Annotated in this window: 11 protein-coding genes; 9 read left to right on the top strand and 2 right to left on the bottom strand. The window is 43.0% G+C overall.

The features are described from left to right. Nucleotides 1-20: 20 nt before the first annotated feature. Nucleotides 21-398 carry a ribosome silencing factor gene (rsfS, locus tag LVD17_RS04305; RefSeq protein WP_233764985.1) on the bottom strand — a complete coding sequence of 126 codons (378 nt, stop codon included), beginning with the start codon at nt 396-398 and terminating at the stop codon, nt 21-23. Between the two features lie 42 nt (nt 399-440). On the opposite strand from rsfS, the gene LVD17_RS04300 reads away from it, so the two are divergent. From LVD17_RS04300 to LVD17_RS04285, 4 genes are all read left to right on the top strand, one after another. Next, complete coding sequence (locus LVD17_RS04300; protein WP_233764984.1) at nt 441-1,190, top strand: biotin--[acetyl-CoA-carboxylase] ligase; 750 nt, start codon at nt 441-443, stop codon at nt 1,188-1,190. Nucleotides 1,191-1,331: 141 nt separating this feature from the next. Further along, a complete protein-coding gene (locus LVD17_RS04295; protein WP_233764983.1) occupies nt 1,332-4,595 on the top strand; it encodes a WD40/YVTN/BNR-like repeat-containing protein in 3,264 nt (1,087 codons plus the stop codon). A 52-nt stretch (nt 4,596-4,647) separates the two neighbouring features. Further along, nucleotides 4,648-6,564 (top strand): CocE/NonD family hydrolase, encoded by a 1,917-nt coding sequence (locus LVD17_RS04290; RefSeq protein WP_233764981.1) that lies wholly within the window; start codon nt 4,648-4,650, stop codon nt 6,562-6,564. A 130-nt stretch (nt 6,565-6,694) separates the two neighbouring features. Further along, entirely contained in the window at nt 6,695-7,609 is a 915-nt protein-coding gene (locus LVD17_RS04285; protein WP_233764980.1) for a glutaminase, read from the top strand. A gap of 2 nt (nt 7,610-7,611) precedes the next feature. Here LVD17_RS04285 and LVD17_RS04280 read toward each other — a convergent pair whose 3' ends face one another. Beyond that, nucleotides 7,612-8,514: a cation diffusion facilitator family transporter gene (locus tag LVD17_RS04280; RefSeq protein ID WP_233764979.1), complete on the bottom strand. Its 903-nt coding sequence runs from the start codon at nt 8,512-8,514 to the stop codon at nt 7,612-7,614. 104 nt (nt 8,515-8,618) lie between these two features. Between LVD17_RS04280 and LVD17_RS04275 the strand changes: the two genes are divergently transcribed. The 5 genes from LVD17_RS04275 (at nt 8,619) to LVD17_RS04255 (ending at nt 20,952) form a co-directional block, all read left to right on the top strand. After that, nucleotides 8,619-9,950, top strand: a complete 1,332-nt coding sequence (locus tag LVD17_RS04275; RefSeq protein ID WP_233764978.1) for a sialidase family protein — start codon at nt 8,619-8,621, stop codon at nt 9,948-9,950. A 123-nt stretch (nt 9,951-10,073) separates the two neighbouring features. After that, nucleotides 10,074-11,429, top strand: a complete 1,356-nt coding sequence (locus tag LVD17_RS04270; RefSeq protein WP_233764977.1) for a serine hydrolase domain-containing protein — start codon at nt 10,074-10,076, stop codon at nt 11,427-11,429. A 392-nt stretch (nt 11,430-11,821) separates the two neighbouring features. Then, entirely contained in the window at nt 11,822-15,955 is a 4,134-nt protein-coding gene (locus tag LVD17_RS04265; protein ID WP_233764976.1) for a hybrid sensor histidine kinase/response regulator transcription factor, read from the top strand. A 282-nt stretch (nt 15,956-16,237) separates the two neighbouring features. Further along, entirely contained in the window at nt 16,238-19,348 is a 3,111-nt protein-coding gene (locus LVD17_RS04260; RefSeq protein WP_233764975.1) for a SusC/RagA family TonB-linked outer membrane protein, read from the top strand. A 14-nt stretch (nt 19,349-19,362) separates the two neighbouring features. Continuing rightward, complete coding sequence (locus LVD17_RS04255) at nt 19,363-20,952, top strand: RagB/SusD family nutrient uptake outer membrane protein (RefSeq protein ID WP_233764973.1); 1,590 nt, start codon at nt 19,363-19,365, stop codon at nt 20,950-20,952. Nucleotides 20,953-20,973: the final 21 nt, after the last annotated feature.

Below are 20,973 nucleotides of genomic sequence, written 5' to 3'. Positions count from 1 at the left end.
TCTATCTATTTAAGTTCTCTTTAAGCTCCGTCGTCAATAGCTTCGATTTTAGCATCGCCCCAAAGGTTCTCAAGAGCATAAAACTCACGTTTATCCTTTTTGAAGATATGGGCTACTACATCTACATAATCCAGCAACATCCACTCTTTATTGTTTTTACCCTCCTGATGCCATGGATCCTGGTCAAGTTCTTTTGAAACTATCTCATCAACAGAGTCTGCAATTGCATCTAACTGGGTATCAGAGTTACCTGAGCAAACCACAAAAAAATCTGCTATTGCATTTTTAACCTCTCTCAAATCCATTATTACAATATTGGAAGCTTTTTTCTCCTGCATACCTCTCACCACCGCATGACTCAATTTTTCGGAAGGAGCTAAATCTTTATTTACATTCATTAATTATCTTTGAAATATACTAAACAAAACTAACAAAAATACTTGTATAAAATTCCTGCCAAAACATTATTTCTGGGCAAAAAGATCATTTTCCTGCCAACTTGTCACTCTACAAATGATGAAGCCGCCCATCTGCTTGAAAAACATCCGGTTATTGAAGGGACAATTGTAATCACCAGTAACCAGACAGCAGGTAAAGGGCAACGTGGTAATGCGTGGTTAACAGAGCCGGGCAAAAATCTTACATTTACTTTAGTATTAAAGCCAAATTTCCTGTCAATAGTTCAGCAGTTTAATCTCAACATAATCATCTCACTGGGGATTATTGATTATCTGAATAGTATAAAAAATGGCTTCCAGGTTAAATGGCCTAATGACATATACTACAAGGAGCAAAAGGTCTGTGGTATTTTAATTCAAAATGTATTGAAAAATAACAGAATTGAATATGCCATTACAGGTATAGGGCTAAATATCAACCAGCAGAAATTCCCTGAAAACAAAGCAATTTCACTTGCACAAATAACCGGTGAAATATATGACCTTGAAACAGCCCTAAGCTCGCTGTGCGAACACCTGGAAAGGCGATATCTTCAACTGAAAAGAGGAGAAACAGGTAACCTCAGACATGAATATCTTAATAATATGTATCGCTTCGGTGAAGACCACCTGTACAAAGATAAGGAGGTTTTTCAGGGTAGAATAACGGGTGTCACGGAGCAGGGGCTACTGGAGGTAGAGACTTACAAGGGACTGAAGCAATTTAATTTTAAAGAAGTGGAGTTTCTGTGATAGCCTCACCGGGTATATGCAGCTACCGCGTAGCAGGAGATTTTAACCTTTTATAAAATTGCTACGGACTTCTCTGTGTTAAAGCTTGTATTAAGTTAATCATCTCAGCATCTTTAATTAAAGATCCAAACTCATATAAACATGTTAAAATCATTTCGAGGCCATCTCTTTGTGGTCACAGCAATATTACTTTTTACTGCCCGGGGATTCTCTCAAAAGCTTGACATAGAGAAGTTTAAAGAGATGAAACCCAGAAGCATCGGGCCTGCAGGGATGAGCGGACGGGTAACGGCGATTGATGCCGTGTACGACCAGCCTGATATTATTTATGCCGGTACCGCCTCAGGGGGCTTGTGGAAGTCTGAAAGTGGAGGTGTAGACTGGAAGCCGGTTTTTGATGAGGTTAAGTCAATGTCCATTGGTGCTGTAGCTATACAGCAGGACAATCCCGACGTGGTATGGGCCGGAACGGGAGAAGGTAATCCAAGGAACAGCCTAAACGGCGGATTTGGCATTTATAAATCGCTTGATGGAGGTAAAACATGGAACCTGATGGGGCTGGAGAAGACGCGGCATATTCACCGTATCGTGATTCACCCGGACAATCCGGATGTAGTATACGCGGGAGCCATTGGTTCTCCCTGGGGTGAACACCCGGAAAGAGGTGTTTATAAAACAACTGATGGTGGTCAGACCTGGGAAAAGGTGCTTTATGTAAATGAAAAAACTGGAGCAGCCGACCTGGTGATGGATCCGACAAACCCTAATAAACTTTTTGCTGCCATGTGGGAGCACAGACGTAAACCATGGACCTTCCATTCCGGAGGTTCAGGCTCAGGCTTGTACGTGACTGTCGACGGAGGAAAAAGCTGGAAGAAGCTTACTGATGAAGACGGGTTACCTGAAGGTGATCTGGGCAGGATAGGGGTGGCCGTATCGAGAAGTAATCCCAAACGGGTTTATGCGCTGGTAGAGTCGAAGAAGAATGCCCTTTACAGGTCAGAAGATGGCGGTTATAAATGGAAGAAGATCAATGAAGATACCAATGAGATAGGCAACAGGCCTTTTTACTACTCTGAGATTTACGTTGATCCCCAAAATGAAAACAGACTATATACTATATTCACTTATGTAAATGTGAGTGAAGATGGTGGCAGGTCATTTACCCAGCTTATGCCTGCTTATGGTACCAGCCGTGGCGTTCACCCTGACCACCATGCCTGGTGGATCAACCCCAATGATCCCAGTTTTATGATTGATGGCAATGACGGAGGTCTTAATATTACACATGACCGCGGGCAAACCTGGAGGTTTGTTGAGAACCTACCTATAGCTCAGTTCTACCACATTAATGTTGATATGGAGTACCCTTACAATGTATATGGGGGCATGCAGGACAATGGTTCATGGGTCGGGCCTGCGTATGTATGGAAGTCGCAGGGAATTAGGAACTCCTATTGGCAGGAGATTTCTTTTGGTGATGGTTTTGATGTTGTTCCGGATCCTGATAACTCCCGGTACGGCTATTCCATGGCTCAACAGGGATATGTGGTTCGGTACGACAGGGAGACAGGCCACCAGAGGTTTATTCAGCCTACACATCCCGACGCGGATATCAGGCTGAGGTTCAACTGGAACGCCGCCATCGCACAGGATCCGTTTGATAACGCTGTTATATATTTCGGTAGCCAGTTTGTACACAAAAGCACAGACAAAGGAAGTACATGGGCAATTATATCCCCTGACCTGACTACCAATGATCCTGAAAAGCAGAAACAGGATGAGAGCGGGGGGCTTACCATGGATGCTACCGGTGCAGAGAATAATACTACTATTCTGGCCATTTCGCCAAGCCCTTTACAGCAAGGCGTGATGTGGGTAGGTACAGATGACGGTCTTGTTCAGTTAACCAGGGATGGTGGTAAATCGTGGACTAATGTGACCCCTAAGATCACCGGCATGCCTAAGGCTGGATGGGTAGCGCAGATAAAACCTTCTACCTATAGTGCAGGAGAGGCTTTTGTGGTGGTCAATAATTACAGAAACTCCGATTACAAACCCTATCTTTTCCGTACTACAGATTACGGAAATACGTGGCAGAGTATGGTGAGTGAGAGCCAGGTCTGGAATTATACCTTGTCTTTTGTACAGGATCCTGTTGAGCCGCGGCTAATGTTTCTCGGCTCAGAGGGTGGGCTTTATGTGAGCATTGATGAAGGCAGAAACTGGACTCAATGGACCAATGGTTACCCAATGGTACCCACAATGGACCTGGTAATCCATCCCAGAGAACATGATCTTGTTATTGGTACCTATGGCAGGGCTGCCTATGTACTCGATGACATCAGGCCGCTTAGGGCTATAGCCAATGAGGGGCAGCAGGTATTAAATAAGAAATTAGACGTTTTCAAAGCACCCGATGCATACCTGACACTCAACCAGCAACCTACAGGAACGAGATTCGCAGCTGATGCTATCTATAGTGGTGAAAACAGAAAATCCGGTGCCATGATAACCTACCTGATCAATAAACCTGAAAAGAAGGAAGAGGCAAAGAAGGAAGAACCTGCCAGCAAAAAAAAGGGAAATAAAAAGAAAGATGTAGTGGAGGAAAAAGTGCCTGAAGATTCCACGAAAGTGGCCTATGATTCCCTGGCACTAGAAATCTTCAATCAAAAAGGCGAATTGATCAGGACCCTGAAGCAAAAGGCACCGAAAGAAAACGGCATCCAAAGGATGTACTGGGGGCTTGATGAAAAAGGTGTGAACGGCCCGGGCAGGGCAAAACCCGGGAAAAATAAATCTGAACCGGGAGGTGTGAGTGTTATGCCCGGTACATATAAATTGAAAATGACTTTCGGGGATATTTCCGACTCTACAACCATCAATGTGAGGTTTGACCCCAGGGTAGAAATGTCTACCGAAGTACTTAAGGCCCAAAGAACTTCACTGAAACAGATTGAAAACTACCAGGAGCTGGCCGGAAAAGCGACTGCGAGGCTGGCAGAATCTAAGGAAATAGTTGAGGGCTTTATAAAAAAGATGAATGAAAAGGATAAGGAAGCTTTTAAAGAGTCAATAGAGAAAAGTAACGCCGTGAAAGATTCAATTGAAGCCTTATTCATTCCGTTTGTGGGTGAGGACAATAGCAAGAAGCAGGGTATAATCAGAGCTCCGGTTCCCGATATTGGTGATCGTCTCGGAATTGCCGGCTATTATATCCAGTCTTCACTGACAGTGCCCGGAGATACCGAAAAAAGACTGATAGAACAGGCCGAAGCCAAACTTGAAAAAGCTTTGAAGGATGTCAACGCTTTCTTTGAAACGGAATGGAAAAATTACAGGCAGGAAATAGAAAAACTTGATCTTTCCCCTTTTAAAGATTATGAACCTTTACAGAAGTAGGTCGTTCGTATAGGCAGGATTAAAAAAACCAATTATAACAAATCGAATTGATATGAACTTTAGAATTTTAGTAGCAGCCCTTTTTCTTGGGTTTGCCACTTTTAGTGTTGACCTCAAAGCCCAGGATAAGGATTCTCTTTTCGTAAGGAGCAATTACGATAAGCACGAATACCAGATACCTATGAGAGACGGTACCAAACTATTTACCACCGTCTATACACCCAGGGATAAGTCAAAGAAGTATCCTTTCCTGATGCAACGTACCCCATACAGTGTAGCTCCGTACGGTGAGGATAATTATAAGAAAAGTCTGGGGCCCTCTCCATACCTGATGCGTGATAAGTATATTTTTGTTTATCAGGATGTACGTGGAAGATGGATGTCAGAAGGAGACTATGACAACATGAGGCCTTTCATCAAAGGGAACAACCCTAAGAATAAGAAAGATATAGATGAAAGCTCGGATACTTTCGATACCATAGAGTGGCTGTTGAAGAATATAAAGAATAACAATGGCAAAGTAGGACAGTGGGGAATCTCCTATCCTGGGCATTATACTGCAGCGGCTCTTCCTGAGGCTCACCCAGCCCTGGTGGCATCTTCTCCACAGGCACCAATAGCGGATTTCTTCTTTGATGATTTCCACCATATGGGAGCATTCCTGCAAAGCTACTTGTTTGCTTACCCCGTTTTCGGACATCAGACAGAACCTACCACTGAAAGCTGGTATATGGACAAGTGGACAAAACTACAGGCTTCAGGCAACACTGCTGACGGGTATGATTTTCACATGAACCTTGGTCCGTTGAAAAATGTAAAGCAATATTATCCTGATGATTTCTTTTGGGAGCAGACCGTTGAGCATCCTAACTATGATGAGTTTTGGCAGAAGAGAAATATACTACCACACCTGAACGGTATCGACCATGCTGTAATGACAGTAGGAGGATGGTACGATGCAGAGGACCTTTACGGACCGCTGAATATTTATAAAACGGTAGAGGCAAACAACCCCAAAGCTAAAAACAGTATAGTGATGGGTCCATGGAGCCATGGTGACTGGGCGAGGGAAAGAGGTTATCAGGCGGTAAACCATATCTACTATGGTGATAGCGTGTCCACCTTTTATCAGAAGAATATCGAAAGGCCGTTTTTTAATCATCATCTGAAAGGCGAAGGCCAGCTTGACTTACCCGAAGCTTATATGTTTGATACCGGGCTTAAAACCTGGAAGGAGTTTGCCGTGTGGCCTCCTAAGGATATACCTCCGGTGAAATTGCGTTTTGCGAAAAACGGAAAGCTATTGATCAATGAGCAAACGGATGAAGAAGCAACTTTCAAATACATCAGCGATCCTGACAACCCGGTGCCTTACACGTCGGAAACAGAATCAGTAACATTTACACCAAGAAGGTTCATGACAGATGATCAGAGGCATGCCTCCAGAAGGCCGGACGTCCTGACCTTTGAAAGTGATGTGCTCAGCGAGGATCTGACACTGGCAGGTGAAATCGTAGCCCGCCTTAAAGTGGCGCTGTCTTCAACCGATGCAGACTTTGTGGTTAAACTGATTGATGTTTATCCGGGAGATGCCAAGCCAAGTAAAATAACCCCTGAACATGTAGTGATGTCAGGATATCAGCAGTTGGTAAGGCATGAGGTATTCCGGGGTAGGTTCAGGAATAGTTTTTCCGAGCCTGAGCCATTTAAGCCCGGAGAAGTGGAAGATGTTAATTTTCCATTGCAAGACATACTGCATACGTTCAAAAAAGGCCATAAAGTTATGATCCAGATCCACAGCACGTGGTTCCCTTATATAGATCGTAATCCTCAGAAGTATGTGGATAATATTTATAAAGCGGATGAATCCGATTTTCAAAAGGCCGAAATTACCGTTTATGGCTCATCAGTTGTGGAAGTTGGTGAAGACCAATCGATGAACATTCCGGTGGATATATATAAAAAGTAACAGCATACTTTTTATTTAGTCATATGCCCTGGCCCCTTCTTTCGTACAAGGAAGGGGCTTTTTAGTTGTTCGCTTCTTATATTTTCCTACTTTTGAAGCGGCCTGTCGGCGGCTGAAAAACTCACATTATATGGACTATCAAAAGATACTGGAAGAGATACACCAGGAGGTACTGCCCTTGCTCGATAAGGGGAAGGTGGCAGACTATATTCCGGAACTGGCCAATGTGGACGCTGGTAAATTCGGGATCTACCTGCTTACACTTGAGGATAATGCATATGCAGTGGGCGATGTTCATGAAAAGTTTTCTATACAAAGTATTTCAAAAGTTTTTATGTTGGCGCTTACTATTTCTCATTTAGGAGAGAAAGTATACGAACGAGTGGATGTGGAACCCTCAGGCGATCCTTTTAATTCTCTCGTGCAGCTTGAGCATGAATGTGGTATACCGCGCAATCCATTTATCAATTCCGGTGCGCTGGTAATCACGGATATGATGATATCCTCTTTTGAGGATCCTCGTACTGAGTTTTTGGAATATGTACGTGACCTGGTAGGGAATTCAGGAATTTATTGCAATATGAAAGTGGCTGGTTCCGAAAAGCAGCACGGCTTTAAAAATGCGGCCATGGTCAACCTGATGAAATCATTTGGGAATATTGAAAATGATGTGGAGGAGGTACTCGACCTGTATTTTGAATTTTGCTCCATTGAGATGACCTGTAGTGAGCTGGCCAGGGCATTTCGTGTATTTGCCAATCATGGCCGTGGTGTGATAGATACCAAAAAGTACATTACTGAAAGCCAGTTTAAGAGAATAACAGCTATTATGCAGACTTGTGGGTTTTATGACGAAGCCGGAGAATTTGCTTTCCGTGTAGGTTTGCCAGGTAAAAGTGGAGTAGGAGGAGGTATAGCTGCCATACTACCAGATGAGTACAGCATTGTAACCTGGAGCCCGGGACTGAACAAAAAGGGCAATTCATTGGCGGGCATGAAAGCCCTGGAGCTTTTCACTACCAAAACAGGAACCTCTATATTTTAAGACTAACAATGCTCAAGTTCGCACGATTCGCTCTCAGTTTCAAACTCGATGGTGGCATGTTCTATAGAGAATGATTTTAACAAGGTCCTGACCCGGTCTTTTATCTCGGCCAGTTCTGCCATTCCTTTTTCCCGGGCAACTACAAGGTGTGCACTGAAAATATAATATTCGCCATCCATAGACCATAAGTGGCAGTCATGTACACTTTTAATCTCAGGATTTTTATTGATCTCAGCTATGATTTTATCAATTTCCACACCTTTTGGGGTTCCCTGGAGTATGATCCTGAAGCTCTTTTTAATATTTCCAAATACATTGTAAAGGATATAGGAGGCGATCAACAAGGATAAAATAGGATCAAGAATGGGTATGTCATAAAACCTCATTGCCACCGAACCTATCAGCACTGCCACCCAGCCCAGAACATCTTCCAGCAAATGAAGGGATACAACCTCTTCATTTAGCGACGAGCCCTTTCGTAATCGGAGTACAGCAATTCCATTGACCACAATACCAAGTATAGCGAGGTACATCATGCCTTCAGCATCAGGTTGCTCCGGGTTAAAAAGGCGAGGTATGGCCTCATAGATGATTATGCCCGATCCGGTGAGCAATACCACAGAGTTAATGACAGCACCCAACAGGGAGAACCTGCTATAACCATAGGAAAACGTTTTGTCGCGACCTCTTCCCGAAATTTTTTGAAAATACCATGAAAGTCCCAGGCTGAGGCTGTCACCAAGGTCATGCAGCGCATCGGAGAGTATCGCCACACTGTTGGTAAGCAGGCCACCAATAATCTCAATGACTGTAAAACCCAGATTAAGGAAAAAAGCTACCCGAAGGTTTTTAACCCCATGGTGATGATGGTGGTGGCCATGATGGTGTCCGTGGTCGTGTCCCATACAATTAGTTATATCTTCCCGGAATTAATAATTAATTTAACAACAAGCCATCCTGTTGCACAGTTTAAAGGCAATTGTATATTTGTTTAACTAATTTATCAACTATGCGATACATTTTATGCTTATTTCTGATCACAATTTTCATACACCCCGTCGCCTACGGCCAATTTAAGAATATAGTTCTTGACAGGCAGGACTCTGTAACCCGAGCCCCGGCTGAGCCTAGCGTGGCTATCTCGTATAAAGACCGTAATAATATAGTAGGATCGGCTATTTTGGATAAAGTGTACGTGACTAAAGATGGCGGGAAGACCTGGACCAAAAACAGGCTAACCTCAACTATGGGGGTGTGGGGTGACCCTGTGGTAATATCTGACAGAAAAGGGGATTTTTACTATTTCCATTTGTCGGACCCAACCGGGGAAAACTGGCAGAGTGAAGAAATACTGGACAGGATCGTATGCCAGAAATCATCAGATCAGGGAGAAAACTGGTCTGATGGAGCTTCTATTGGTTTTAACCACCCCAAAGATCAGGATAAGGAGTGGGCAGTGGCCGATCCCAATTCCGGAAGCATTTATGTAAGCTGGACACAGTTTGATGATTATGGATCAGCAGATTCCACATGCTATAGCAACATCCTGTTTTCAGAAAGCAACGGTGGTAAGAAGTGGTCTGACCCGGTACGCATAAACCAGCTTTCGGGTGATTGCATTGATGATGACAATACTGTAGAAGGAGCAGTACCGGCTGTAGGACCTTTAGGGCAACTTTACGTGGCATGGTCGTATGGAGAAAAAATATACCTCGACAGGTCACTCGATAAAGGTAAGACCTGGCTAAGGAATGATATTATGATAGTAGATCAGCCCGGCGGATGGACATTGAGCATTCCGGGACTTAACAGAACAAATGGTATGCCGGTACTTATATGCGATAACAGCAATAGCCAGTACAGAGGTTCTTTATACCTCAATTGGTCTGATCAGCGTAATGGGGAAGATGATACGGATATCTGGTTCATGAAATCCGCTAATCATGGCGACACCTGGTCAGCACCTGTTCGTGTGAATGATGACGCACCGGGCAAGCACCAGTTCCTGTCCTGGATGACTATGGATGAGACCAGCGGATTCATTTACATCATATACTATGACCGAAGAAATTATGATGACCTCCGGACTGATGTTTACCTGGCTTACTCTACGGACGGCGGTAATTCCTTTGTCAATAAGAAGATCAGCGAAACTCCTTTCACACCAGATGCAGAATATTTCTTTGGCGACTACTCTAACATAGCAGCTCACGATGGCAGAATAGTACCCATGTGGACCAGAATGGATAACGGTCAAACTGCAATATTAACGGCTATCATCGAACAGGAAGAACTAACAGGGGTTGAAAGAGCAGGCAGGAAAGGGAAGAAAAGCAGGTGATCCGGTGTATAGCTGCAGATGACCAGTGTCCGGTATGTGCCGGGTAAACAGTGGTGAGCCAGCACCTTACCAATTGGATATTAACTATATTTTAATAAATTGCGCCGACGTAATAAGTATTTAATGAATCAACCTCAACTAAGTTTAAGATTTCTATCCTACGTTGCATTTGCCAGTTTAGTTTTTTTTGGATGCTCTCAGCATTCTTCAAAAGAGGCACAGTCAGATAAAAATGATGCGGAAAAGCACACCCCAATTTTATCCTTTGCCAAGCCCGAAGAAGTGGGGCTAACTACTGACAGCTTAAAAAAGATTGATGAACTGGTTATGCAGTATGTGGAAAAACAGGGGTTTCCCGGAGCAGTTGTACTTATTGCCAAAGGTGGAAAAATTGTTTACGAAACCGAGATTGGTTGGAGTGATTCTATGCGTTCGGAGCCCTACCGAAAGGATCATATCTTCCGAATGGCCTCTATGACAAAGCCTCTGACTTCTGTGGCCGCCATGCAATTATATGAACAGGGTAAGCTAAACCTCAATGACCCTGTATCCAAGTACATCCCGGAATTTGCCAATAGTGCAGTGCTTACCGATTTCCATAAAGAGGACACAACCTGGGAGAGCCGCCCTGCACGGAGAGAGCCAACCATATACCATCTTTTAACTCACACTGCCGGGATTCCGTATGGGTTCATTACCCCTGAGGTGAATGGCACCATTATGGCGAAATATGATATACCGGACCTTGCAACACATCTGGATATTAAGCTTGAGGATAAAATGGCCGCATTGGGAAAACTTCCATTGGTCCATGATCCGGGCGAGAAATTTACCTATGGTCTCAGTACTGATGTGTTGGGCCGTGTGGTTGAAGTTGCCAGCGGTATGAGCCTTGCTGATTATTTTGAAAAAAACATTACCGGACCTCTGGGGATGAAAGATACTGATTTCTTCCTGGACGAGACACAGGCACCGCGATTGGTAGATACGTATATGCTAAATGACAGTGGACGAATAACATATACTTATGAAATGGGTAAGTTGTACGATGGAAACTTCCCTGTAAAGGGATCTTCTTATTATTCGGGAGGAAGTGGCCTGAGCGGGACAGCCAGAGACTATTTTATTTTCTGCGAAATGTTGCTGGAAGACGGGACATTACAGGGTGTACAACTACTGAAACCAGAGACCGCTAAAATGATGCATACAAACCAACTGGATACAGTTTCTTTCCCTTGGGCAGATTCTGGTTTTGGATATGGTTTTGAAGTATCTGAAATGCATCCCGTGAAGCCCACCGGTACTTATTATTGGGGAGGGGCGTTTAGCACTACTTTTTGGATAGATCCTGAAAATGATCTGGTCGCAATAATGTTAAGTCAGGTGCTTTTTGGCTCAAACGAGATGTTTAAAGAGTTTGAAAACCTGGTTTACAATGCGCTTGTTGAAGAAAATGTGGCTGAACTTACCGGCAATTAAGAAACCAGTGAGTGGCAGCGTTTTGATATAAAATTTCGTACTGTACAGGCGTGGTTTTTACGATGAAGCGAAGGGTTACCTTGTAATGGCCAGTGCATGTATGTGAATTACCGGGTTAGGAGAGGGTGCTTGCGGTATCTTTTTCTGGCTTTAGGGTGGTAATGGCCAAAACCTTGCCGGCATACCTTTTCGGTAGCCCGGATAAACAAGGACCTGCCCCATAAATCCGAGGCCATAGCCACACCTAAAAGAGGCTAAGGAGTTTTTTTCATCCTAAAGATTGTTATGTTCTTAAGTATCAAAGGGTATACAATTGTAATTTAGGTTTGAACTTGACGAGCTTTTTTTATTTGCATTAGGATACTAATATTTCTAATAATCTTAATAGACAGATGAAGGCAGGGATTCTCATTTTAATAGTTGTAAAACTTAGTTTGCTGGCGGGTCAATTAGTTTCGCAACCGCAAATGCCGATACCTTTTAAATTCGAATACCTGGATGTAAAGGATGGCTTGTCTCATGGACAGGTTGACTGCATTCTCAAAGACAGCCGGGGGTATATTTGGATAGGAACTTCCTCCGGGCTTAACCTTTTTAATGGTTATACTATTAAGAATTTCACCTACAATCCCCGGGATACCGCTACAGTTAATTCAACAATAATAACAGACCTCTTCGAAGATCCTGAAGGAAATATTTGGATCAACACACCGCAGGGCGTTAACGTGTACGATCCTAAACTGGAGATATTTCATCAGAATATTTCCAACTATACCAGGAAATACGGGCTGCCGGATGCAGTGATAACCAATATTGTTAAAACAGCCGAAGACGTCTACTGGTTCATCACTTTGGATCAGGGTGTGATTCGCTATAATAACCAGGACAATACATCAATACACTTTGGGCAAGGCCTGAAATACTCAATAGGGTCCAACACTGTGTCCTCTGTTCGCCAAGACAGCAAGGGAGACATATGGGTTATTCATAATAGCGGGTTACTTCAGAAAGTGGATGGAAAATCATTGAAAGTTACTGAGCAGTACCACTATCTTGCCGATCGGTTTGAAGGTCAGTTGCGAAACTTTGAAATGATCATAGACAGAGACAACGACCTTTGGATTTATTTGCCATTTGAGGATCATGGTGCATTCCGCTTCAAATCAAATGCCAGGCAAATAATCAACTATACCAGGGATTCCGACCCAATAAAGCTCAATACCAACCTTGTAACAGGGATTGTTGAGGGTGCAGATGGTAAAATATGGATCGGTACGGATCATGGCGGGATCAATATCTTGGATAAGGAGACCCAAACAATCAGCTATTTGCTGCACAATCCGGAAATAGAAAACAGCCTTTCGCACAATAGTATATACTGTTTGTACAAAGACGATCAGGATATTATCTGGGTTGGGACCTACAAAAAGGGTGTAAACTATTACCATGGGAAGATCAGAAGATTTCCTCATTACAAACACGGCCTGCCCGGTAGCCTGCCTTATGATGATGTTAATCGCTTCGTAGCAGATGCTAAAGACAATATTTGGATTGGAACAAATGGTGGCGGGCTGGTTTACTTTGACCGGACAGATAATGTATTTACACAATATAAAGCCAACCCTGCCGACCCCAGGAGCCTTAGTAGTGATGTAATCGTAAGTATGTTGATCGACAAATCCAATACCCTATGGATAGGTACATATATGGGAGGTCTCAACCAATTTGATGGAAAACATTTCAGGCGCTATCAGAGAGATATTGAAAACCCTGCGAGCATAGCCGACAATAATATTTGGGAGTTATTTGAAGACTCGAGGGGCAACTTGTGGGTAGGTACATTAACCGGCGGGCTGGACAAACTCAAAAAAGGAGATAATGAGTTTACACATTATAAATTTAGCGAAACAGGGTCAGATACTACCCTGCATGTCACATATATTCAGGCTATAGCTGAAGATGCTGAAGGCAACCTTTGGGTTGGTGGAGGTGACGGAATAGATATTATAGACCTGTCCACCAATAAAGTTAAACAAAATAGCGAAAACCCCGACGTACCATATTTGCTGCCGGCCCATACGGTAATCAGCTTATATAAAGATGGGTTGGGCCGCATGTGGGTTGGGACTCAGCAAGGCCTGTATGTTTACAATGAGAAGGGTACGCTTCTGGAAATGTTTACCGCTGACAACGGGCTTCCGCATAACGCCATATTAACCATACTGGAGGAAAATGATCACAACATGTGGTTTAGCACGCCCAATGGTATTTTCAATCTGGTGATAGACGGACCAAATGATCTTTCGCAGGTTAGGTTTGTAAATTATGATGAGAGTGACGGACTTCAGGGGAAAGTCTTTAATGAGAACGCCGCATTAAGAACACATAAAGGAGAGTTGATATTTGGAGGAGCTAACGGTTTTAATATTTTCGATCCCAATGAACTTAAAATTAAAGAGAATGCTCCAAAGATCGTTTTTTCAGATTTCCAGCTGTTCAATAGGAGTCTTGGCGCAGGAGAGCTAAATCAAGGCAGAGCAATACTTGATAAATCAATTTCCTTTACCAGGGAGATCACTTTAAAGCATGATGAAAATGTGTTTTCAATAGAATTTGCGGCCATAAGCTTTTTGCATCCAGGTAAAACCAAATATAAGTACAAGTTAGAAGGCTTTGATCATCAGTGGCGTATGGCAGATGAAACCAGGAGAGCTACCTATACAAACCTTGATCCGGGAAGTTATACTTTTAAAGTACTTAGCTCTAATAATGATGGAGTTTGGAATGATCAGAATGTTGCCAGTATTAAGATATCTGTTCTCCCTCCTTTTTGGAAAACCAACTGGGCATATGCACTCTATGTGATGCTGGGATTAGCAATATTGTATATAGTCAGGAGAGAGATACTTCAACGTGAAAGAGTAAAATTCAGGATAGAACAGGCACGCAGAGAAGCACAACAGATGCATGAGTTAGATCTTTTGAAGATCAGGTTCTTTACCAACCTGAGTCATGAGTTTCGTACCCCATTATCACTCATACTGGCGCCTTTGGAAAAGCTCATGGCCAACGCTCATAGCCAGTATCAGAAGATGCAATATCAGATGATAAACCGGAATGCGCGCAGGCTGCTCAACCTGCTCAACCAGTTGCTGGATTTCCGTAAACTCGAAGTGGATTCAATAGGACTTTATACCTCAGAGGGAAATATCATTAAGTTTATAGAAGAGTCCGTGCATTCTTTTTCAGACTTGTCCGAAAATAAAAATGTAACACTCCATTTTCACACAAAAGTGGATGAGCTGCATGTTGCATTTGATATGGATAAGCTCGAAAAGATCCTTTTCAATCTGCTATCGAATGCCTTCAAGTTTACCCCTGAAAGTGGCCGTATTGGCGTTGATGTGAACTGCTATGATGAAGAAAAAGGAATAAAACTGGTCGAGATCAAGGTAAGTGATACCGGCATTGGTATTCCAAAGGAGCAGCAGCAGAGAGTTTTTGAACGATTTTTTAGAAATGATGTACCTGGAAGTGTGATTAATCAGGGGAGCGGTATAGGATTGGCTATTACCAGGGAATTCGTTAAAATCCACGGAGGCACGATAACAGTAGAAAGTGAGCCTGGCAGAGGAACATGTTTTAGTGTGAGCATACCCATGGAAGAAGTGGGGCAAAAGGTGGATATAGCCATTAAGGAGGAAATTAAAGGTAGCGAAAAAGAAAACACACTTGAATGCCATGAGCCGGAGCATATACATGATGAAGAGACCCCTCTCATATTACTTGTGGAGGATAGTGAGGATTTTCGGTTTTATTTGAAGGACAATCTGGGGGTACATTTTAAAGTAATGGAAGCAAGAAATGGCCGGGAAGGTTGGCAAAAGGCGCTTTCCTGTCTTCCGGATTTGATTGTTAGCGATTTGATGATGCCGGAACTTAATGGTATTGAGCTTTGCGAAAAGCTTAAGAATGATACACGCACCTCACATATTCCTGTAGTACTACTTACAGCTGACTCTGCCGAAGATAAGCAAATTAAGACACTGTCGCTAGGTGCTGATGATTATATCACCAAGCCGTTTAATTTTGAAATTTTATTATCCAGAGTCAAAAACCTTATCCTGCAGCGCAAAGTGCTACAAGAGATTTATCAAAAGAAGATCAGTGTAGAGACCAGTGAAATGGAAATCACCTCTTTGGATGATAAGCTTATTCAAAATGCTATAATGGTGGTAGAAGAAAATATTTCAGATCCTGATTTTACCGTGGAGATGTTCAGCCGCGAACTAGGACTTAGCCGGGTACACCTTTATAAAAAACTCGTATCCTTAACGGGTACCACACCCATCGAGTTCATTCGTAAAATAAGACTACAGCGTGCAGCGCAATTTTTGAGAGAAAGCCAGCTGACAGTAGCCGAAGTTGCATATAAAGTTGGGTTTAACAACAGAAAGTATTTTACCAAACATTTTAAAGCAGCCTATAAAGTACCCCCGTCTGCATATGCATCCAGGCAGGGATAATCTAGGAAAAAATGCCCGCGATCACCCCATTTAAACCTTGATTGACATCACTGGCAGCCATAGATAACGCTCCGATACCTGCTAAAATATCACTAATCTATGGAGGAATTTCAGTGGATCGACCCACTTAACCTATAGTGGACACATTGGAAACATTTGATACCTCCCCTAAAACGCCAATCTTCCTACATTGTACATCGCAAACGTTTGCCGAAATGGCTGGAAACGTTTTAGATCATTTTTCTAAATGATTATCTCAACCAAGTTAAAAGCATATGTAATATGAAGAAAGTTTTACTATTGATGATGTCACTCTGCTTATATCAGGTGGCATTAGGACAGCACAACGTCAGGGGCAAGATCTCAGCCATGGGTGATGCCCTGCCTGGCGTCGGTGTTATCGTTAAAGATACCAACATAGGTACAGTTACGGACATTGAAGGAAACTACTCGCTGAGTATTCCGAGTCCCGACGCTACCCTTGTTTTCTCCTTTATTGGTTTTGAAACCCAGGAAATAGCTGTTGGTAGTCGCTCGGTTATAGATGTGGAGATGTCCGAAGATATTACCCAACTCGCAGAGGTAGTAGTGATCGGTTATGGTGTGGAACAAAAGAAATTGCTCACCGGAGCTACCGGGCAGGTAAAAGGAGATAAGATCGATCAACTCAGTACCACCGGAGCTTTGGAAGGTCTTCAAGGGCAAATATCAGGTGTTAATATTGCGGCCACATCTGGTCAACCAGGGGAAAGCCTCAAAGTGACCATTAGGGGAGCCGGTACAATCAATAACTCTGGTCCCTTATATGTTGTAGATGGCATTCAAACCGGAGACATCTCCTATCTCAACACAGCCGATATAGAAAGCATTGATGTACTGAAAGATGCGGCATCTTCTGCTATTTATGGTGCTCAGGCTGCCAATGGCGTGGTATTGATCACCACGAAATCGGGCATTGCCGGTAAGACACGATTTACGTTTGATTCTTACTATGGTTTGCAGGAGTCTTCAAAACAGATCAGGATGCTCAACAGTCGTGAGTATGCGGTAATCATGAATGAAGCAGCCATTAACTCAGGCAAAGTACCTTATTTCACGACCGATGAAATAGCTGCTATGGGAGAGGGCACTGACTGGATCGATGAAATGATGTACAACAATGCCGTAATGCAGAACTATGCATTTGGGCTGAATGGTGGAAATGATGTTTCTATCTATTCTTTATCAGCCTCATACACCGGACAGGAGGGTATTGTTGGTGGTCCGGATGTATCTAATTATGAGCGTTATTCACTGCGACTAAATACAGAGCACAAGTTTTTTGACGGTATACTGAAGCTGGGCCAGCACCTCACCGGATCGTATATTAAAAAGAACGGCATTTCTGTTGGAAACCAATATAACAATTCACTTCGGGGAGCTTTTAATACCAGTCCTTTTTTACCGATGTATGATGATAGCGGCAACTTTCTTAACAACAGTGTCGGCAAAGGGGTAATGTATAACGGCGTGGAATGGCAGCCATGGGCAACAGGAGAGAATAACCCTTACGCCTCTATGATCTTGAATAACCAAAATGACAACAACAACCAGAAGATCTTTGGAGACTTTTATGTGGAGTTGAGTCCTATTAAAAACCTTAAATTCAGGACCCGTTTTGCTTATGACTACTACGTTAGCGAAAGCCGCGGATATCAGCCGGTATATGAGCTGTCGATTTACGCACAACGTTTGAATGATGTGGTTAACCAGAGCATGAGCAAGGGGCTTGCCTTGACCTGGGATAATATTGTTACTTATGATTTGGAACTTGGCAGTCATAATATTACTGTTTTAGGCGGTACGTCAGCTTATACTAATGAGGGGTCTTTTGTGAATGCAAGCAATTCAAAGCTTTATTTTTCAGACCTTGATCATGCATATATAGATAATGCCACAAATACTGATCTGGCTAATCTGTCATTAGGCGGAGGCCCGTTCGATCCCTACAAGCTACTATCCTATTTTGGAAGGGTTTCCTATGATTATCAAAATAGGTACCTGCTCAATGCCACATTCAGGGCTGACGGATCTGCCAATTTTGCTGATGGTAAAAGGTGGGGTTACTTTCCTTCTGTATCAGCAGGTTGGGTGATATCCGAAGAGGACTTCTGGTCTAACCTGAACTTAGAGAATAAGATTGACTTCCTGAAATTGAGAGCGAGCTGGGGTCAGGTTGGTAATGCTTCAATCGCTGCTTTTCAATATATAACACCTATCGAAGTAGGCTCTTCCAATTATTACTTTGGCTCGGCGGACTATGATGGTGGTGGCAATACTGTTGGTGCTTATCCATCGCGTTTGTCTAATACAGACGTAAAATGGGAGACCTCTGAGCAGTTAAACATTGGCCTTGATGCGGCTCTGCTTGATGGCAAACTGGATGTGAATGCTGACTGGTATAAAAAGACCACAAAAAACTGGCTTCTGGAAAAACCAGGGTTCGCCACCGATGGAGCATTGCCTCCTTTCTTCAACGGCGGTACTGTAGAAAATACCGGAGTTGAGCTTACTTTATCATGGAAAGATCAGATAGGGGATATCAATTACTTTGTAAATGTTACCGGGGCCAAAAACAAAAATGAGGTGAAAGAAGTGCCAACAAGTGATGGTATTGTTCATGGTCTTGAAAATATGCTGTATGATAACGCCGGAGAATTTTACCATAGAGCAGAGACCGGCTTTCCTATTGGTTATTTCTGGGGTTGGGAAACGGCAGGTATCTTCCAGACTGAGGAACAGGTGAACGCTTACAGAAGCTCAGAAGGAGACCTTATACAACCAAATGCACAACCAGGTGATGTTATTTATGTAGATCGCGATGATAATGGTGTCATTAACAATGATGATAAAACGATGGTTGGTGACCCTAATCCTGATTATACTTTTAGCTTGTCATTTGGTTTGGATTATAAAGGTTTTGATTTTTCAGTGCTTGGCTATGGAGTAGCAGGAAATCAAATTGTACAATCTTATAGAAACCATTCAAATACCTATGCCAATTATACAACCGCCATACTCGACAGGTGGCACGGTGAAGGTACCTCAAACAGCACACCTCGTGTAACCGAGACTAATGTAAACTATCAGTTTTCAGATCTTTTTGTTCAAGATGGAGATTTCTTTAGGATTAATAACATTACACTGGGATATGACTTCACCAACTTGTTGAAGATCAATTTCTTTACAAAGCTTAGGCTATATGCAACAGTTCAAAACGCCTATGTTTTCACAAAATATGATGGTATGGATCCGGAGGTAGGCTACGGCCTGGAAACCGGTTCTTCAGGAGTTGACCTGGGCTTCTACCCAAGGCCAAGGACATACATGTTGGGCTTAAATGTGAATTTTTAACAACCTGAATAGCTATGAAGAATTTAAATAAATATCTACTTGTATTGATGGTCATAGTTTTTAATGCGGGCTGTACAGACGATTTTCTGGATACTGAGCCCAAAACTACTTTGACCGATGACAGCTTTTATCAAACCAAAGAACACGCCGAACTGGCCATTGTCGGATGCTACGATGGTGTACAGCAATTGTATGCATCAGGCGTAGCATTTCCGGTTTTATCAGAAGTTTTATCTGACAACTGTTTTGGAGGTACCGGTAATAACGATGGGCTGAACTTCAGGGTACTTGATGAGTTTGACCTGTCAGTATCTACAGGGGAGGTCAACATATTGAATGCTAACTGGGTAGCCTATTATCAGGCGATTTACAGAATTAATGTACTCCTCCAAAAGATTGATCAGATCAACTGGGAAGGTGATGACGCTTATCGTAACAGTATAGAGGCACAGGCCAGGTTTTTAAGAGCCTATTGCTACTACGATATGGTGAGAATCTGGGAAAAAGTACCTTTAGTTACTGAACCTACAACAGGAAATATACCTCAGGCAGAGGCTGATGACATTTACACTTTGATCGCGGAAGATCTACAATTCGCAGCAGAAAATGGAAGTGAAACTGTAGAGCCCGGAAGAGTAAATAAATGGGTAGCCAAAGCTTATCTGGCCAGAGTATTTTTGTTCTACACCGGATATTATGGAAGTAGTGACCTTGTAGGAGTGGTGTCAAAAGCTCAGGCATTACAAGGGCTCGAAGATGTTATTGCAAAAGGCTCTTACAGTTTAATAGAGGATTTTAAAAATCTATGGCCAGCTGCATCCTCAGCACCGGAAGGAGAAGGCCTTACTACAACATACGCTGGTAAGGATAATGCAGAAACGGTATTCGCTATTAAATACAACATTACTTCAGATTACGATGGCAATACGGATGGAAACCATTGGTTAGTCCTGTTGGGCTTCAGAAGCCAGTATTTCAGCCCTTACGGTAGCGGGTGGGGAGCCTGTACGGTAAGCCCTGACCTTTATATGACATATGACGATGAAGATGTCCGAAAAGAAGCTTCCATCATTGCCATTGAAGAAGAGGGACTGGATTTTGATAATGAAGATCAGAGAGAATATACCGGTTACACCGGTAAGAAATATATACCGCTGGCCAACCCGGATGGAACCGATGTAGCGGTAGCCAACGGAGCTTTAAATTTTCAGATCGGCCAATACCAGGATTATGTTGTAATACGCTATGCAGATGTACTGCTAATGGCGGCAGAGTTGGGAAGCGCCAGTGCTCAAAGCTACTTTGATGAGGTGAGAGACAGGGCTGGTCTGACATCACTTCCGGCTACATTCAATAACATAATGAAAGAGAGGAGATTGGAATTTGCCCTTGAAGGTATCCGGTACTGGGACCTTCTACGCCAGGGAGTTAATGTAGCAGCAGAAGCAATTGCGGAAGAGACTACAGTTATGAATGGTGGAGTGCCGGCTGATAAATCTATCCTGGCAGCTAACGTAATAGATACCAGAGGCTTTCAAATGATCCCTCAGAATCAGGTTACGCGTTCAAGTGGAGTGTTGATACAAAATTCGGGATGGGAATAAAATAAATCTTTAAAAACATGA

This window comes from Fulvivirga ulvae (assembly GCF_021389975.1).
Lineage (GTDB): Bacteria > Bacteroidota > Bacteroidia > Cytophagales > Cyclobacteriaceae > Fulvivirga > Fulvivirga ulvae.
Note: the sequence above shows the minus strand (reverse complement) of the source record. Positions and strands in the feature narration are given on the sequence as shown.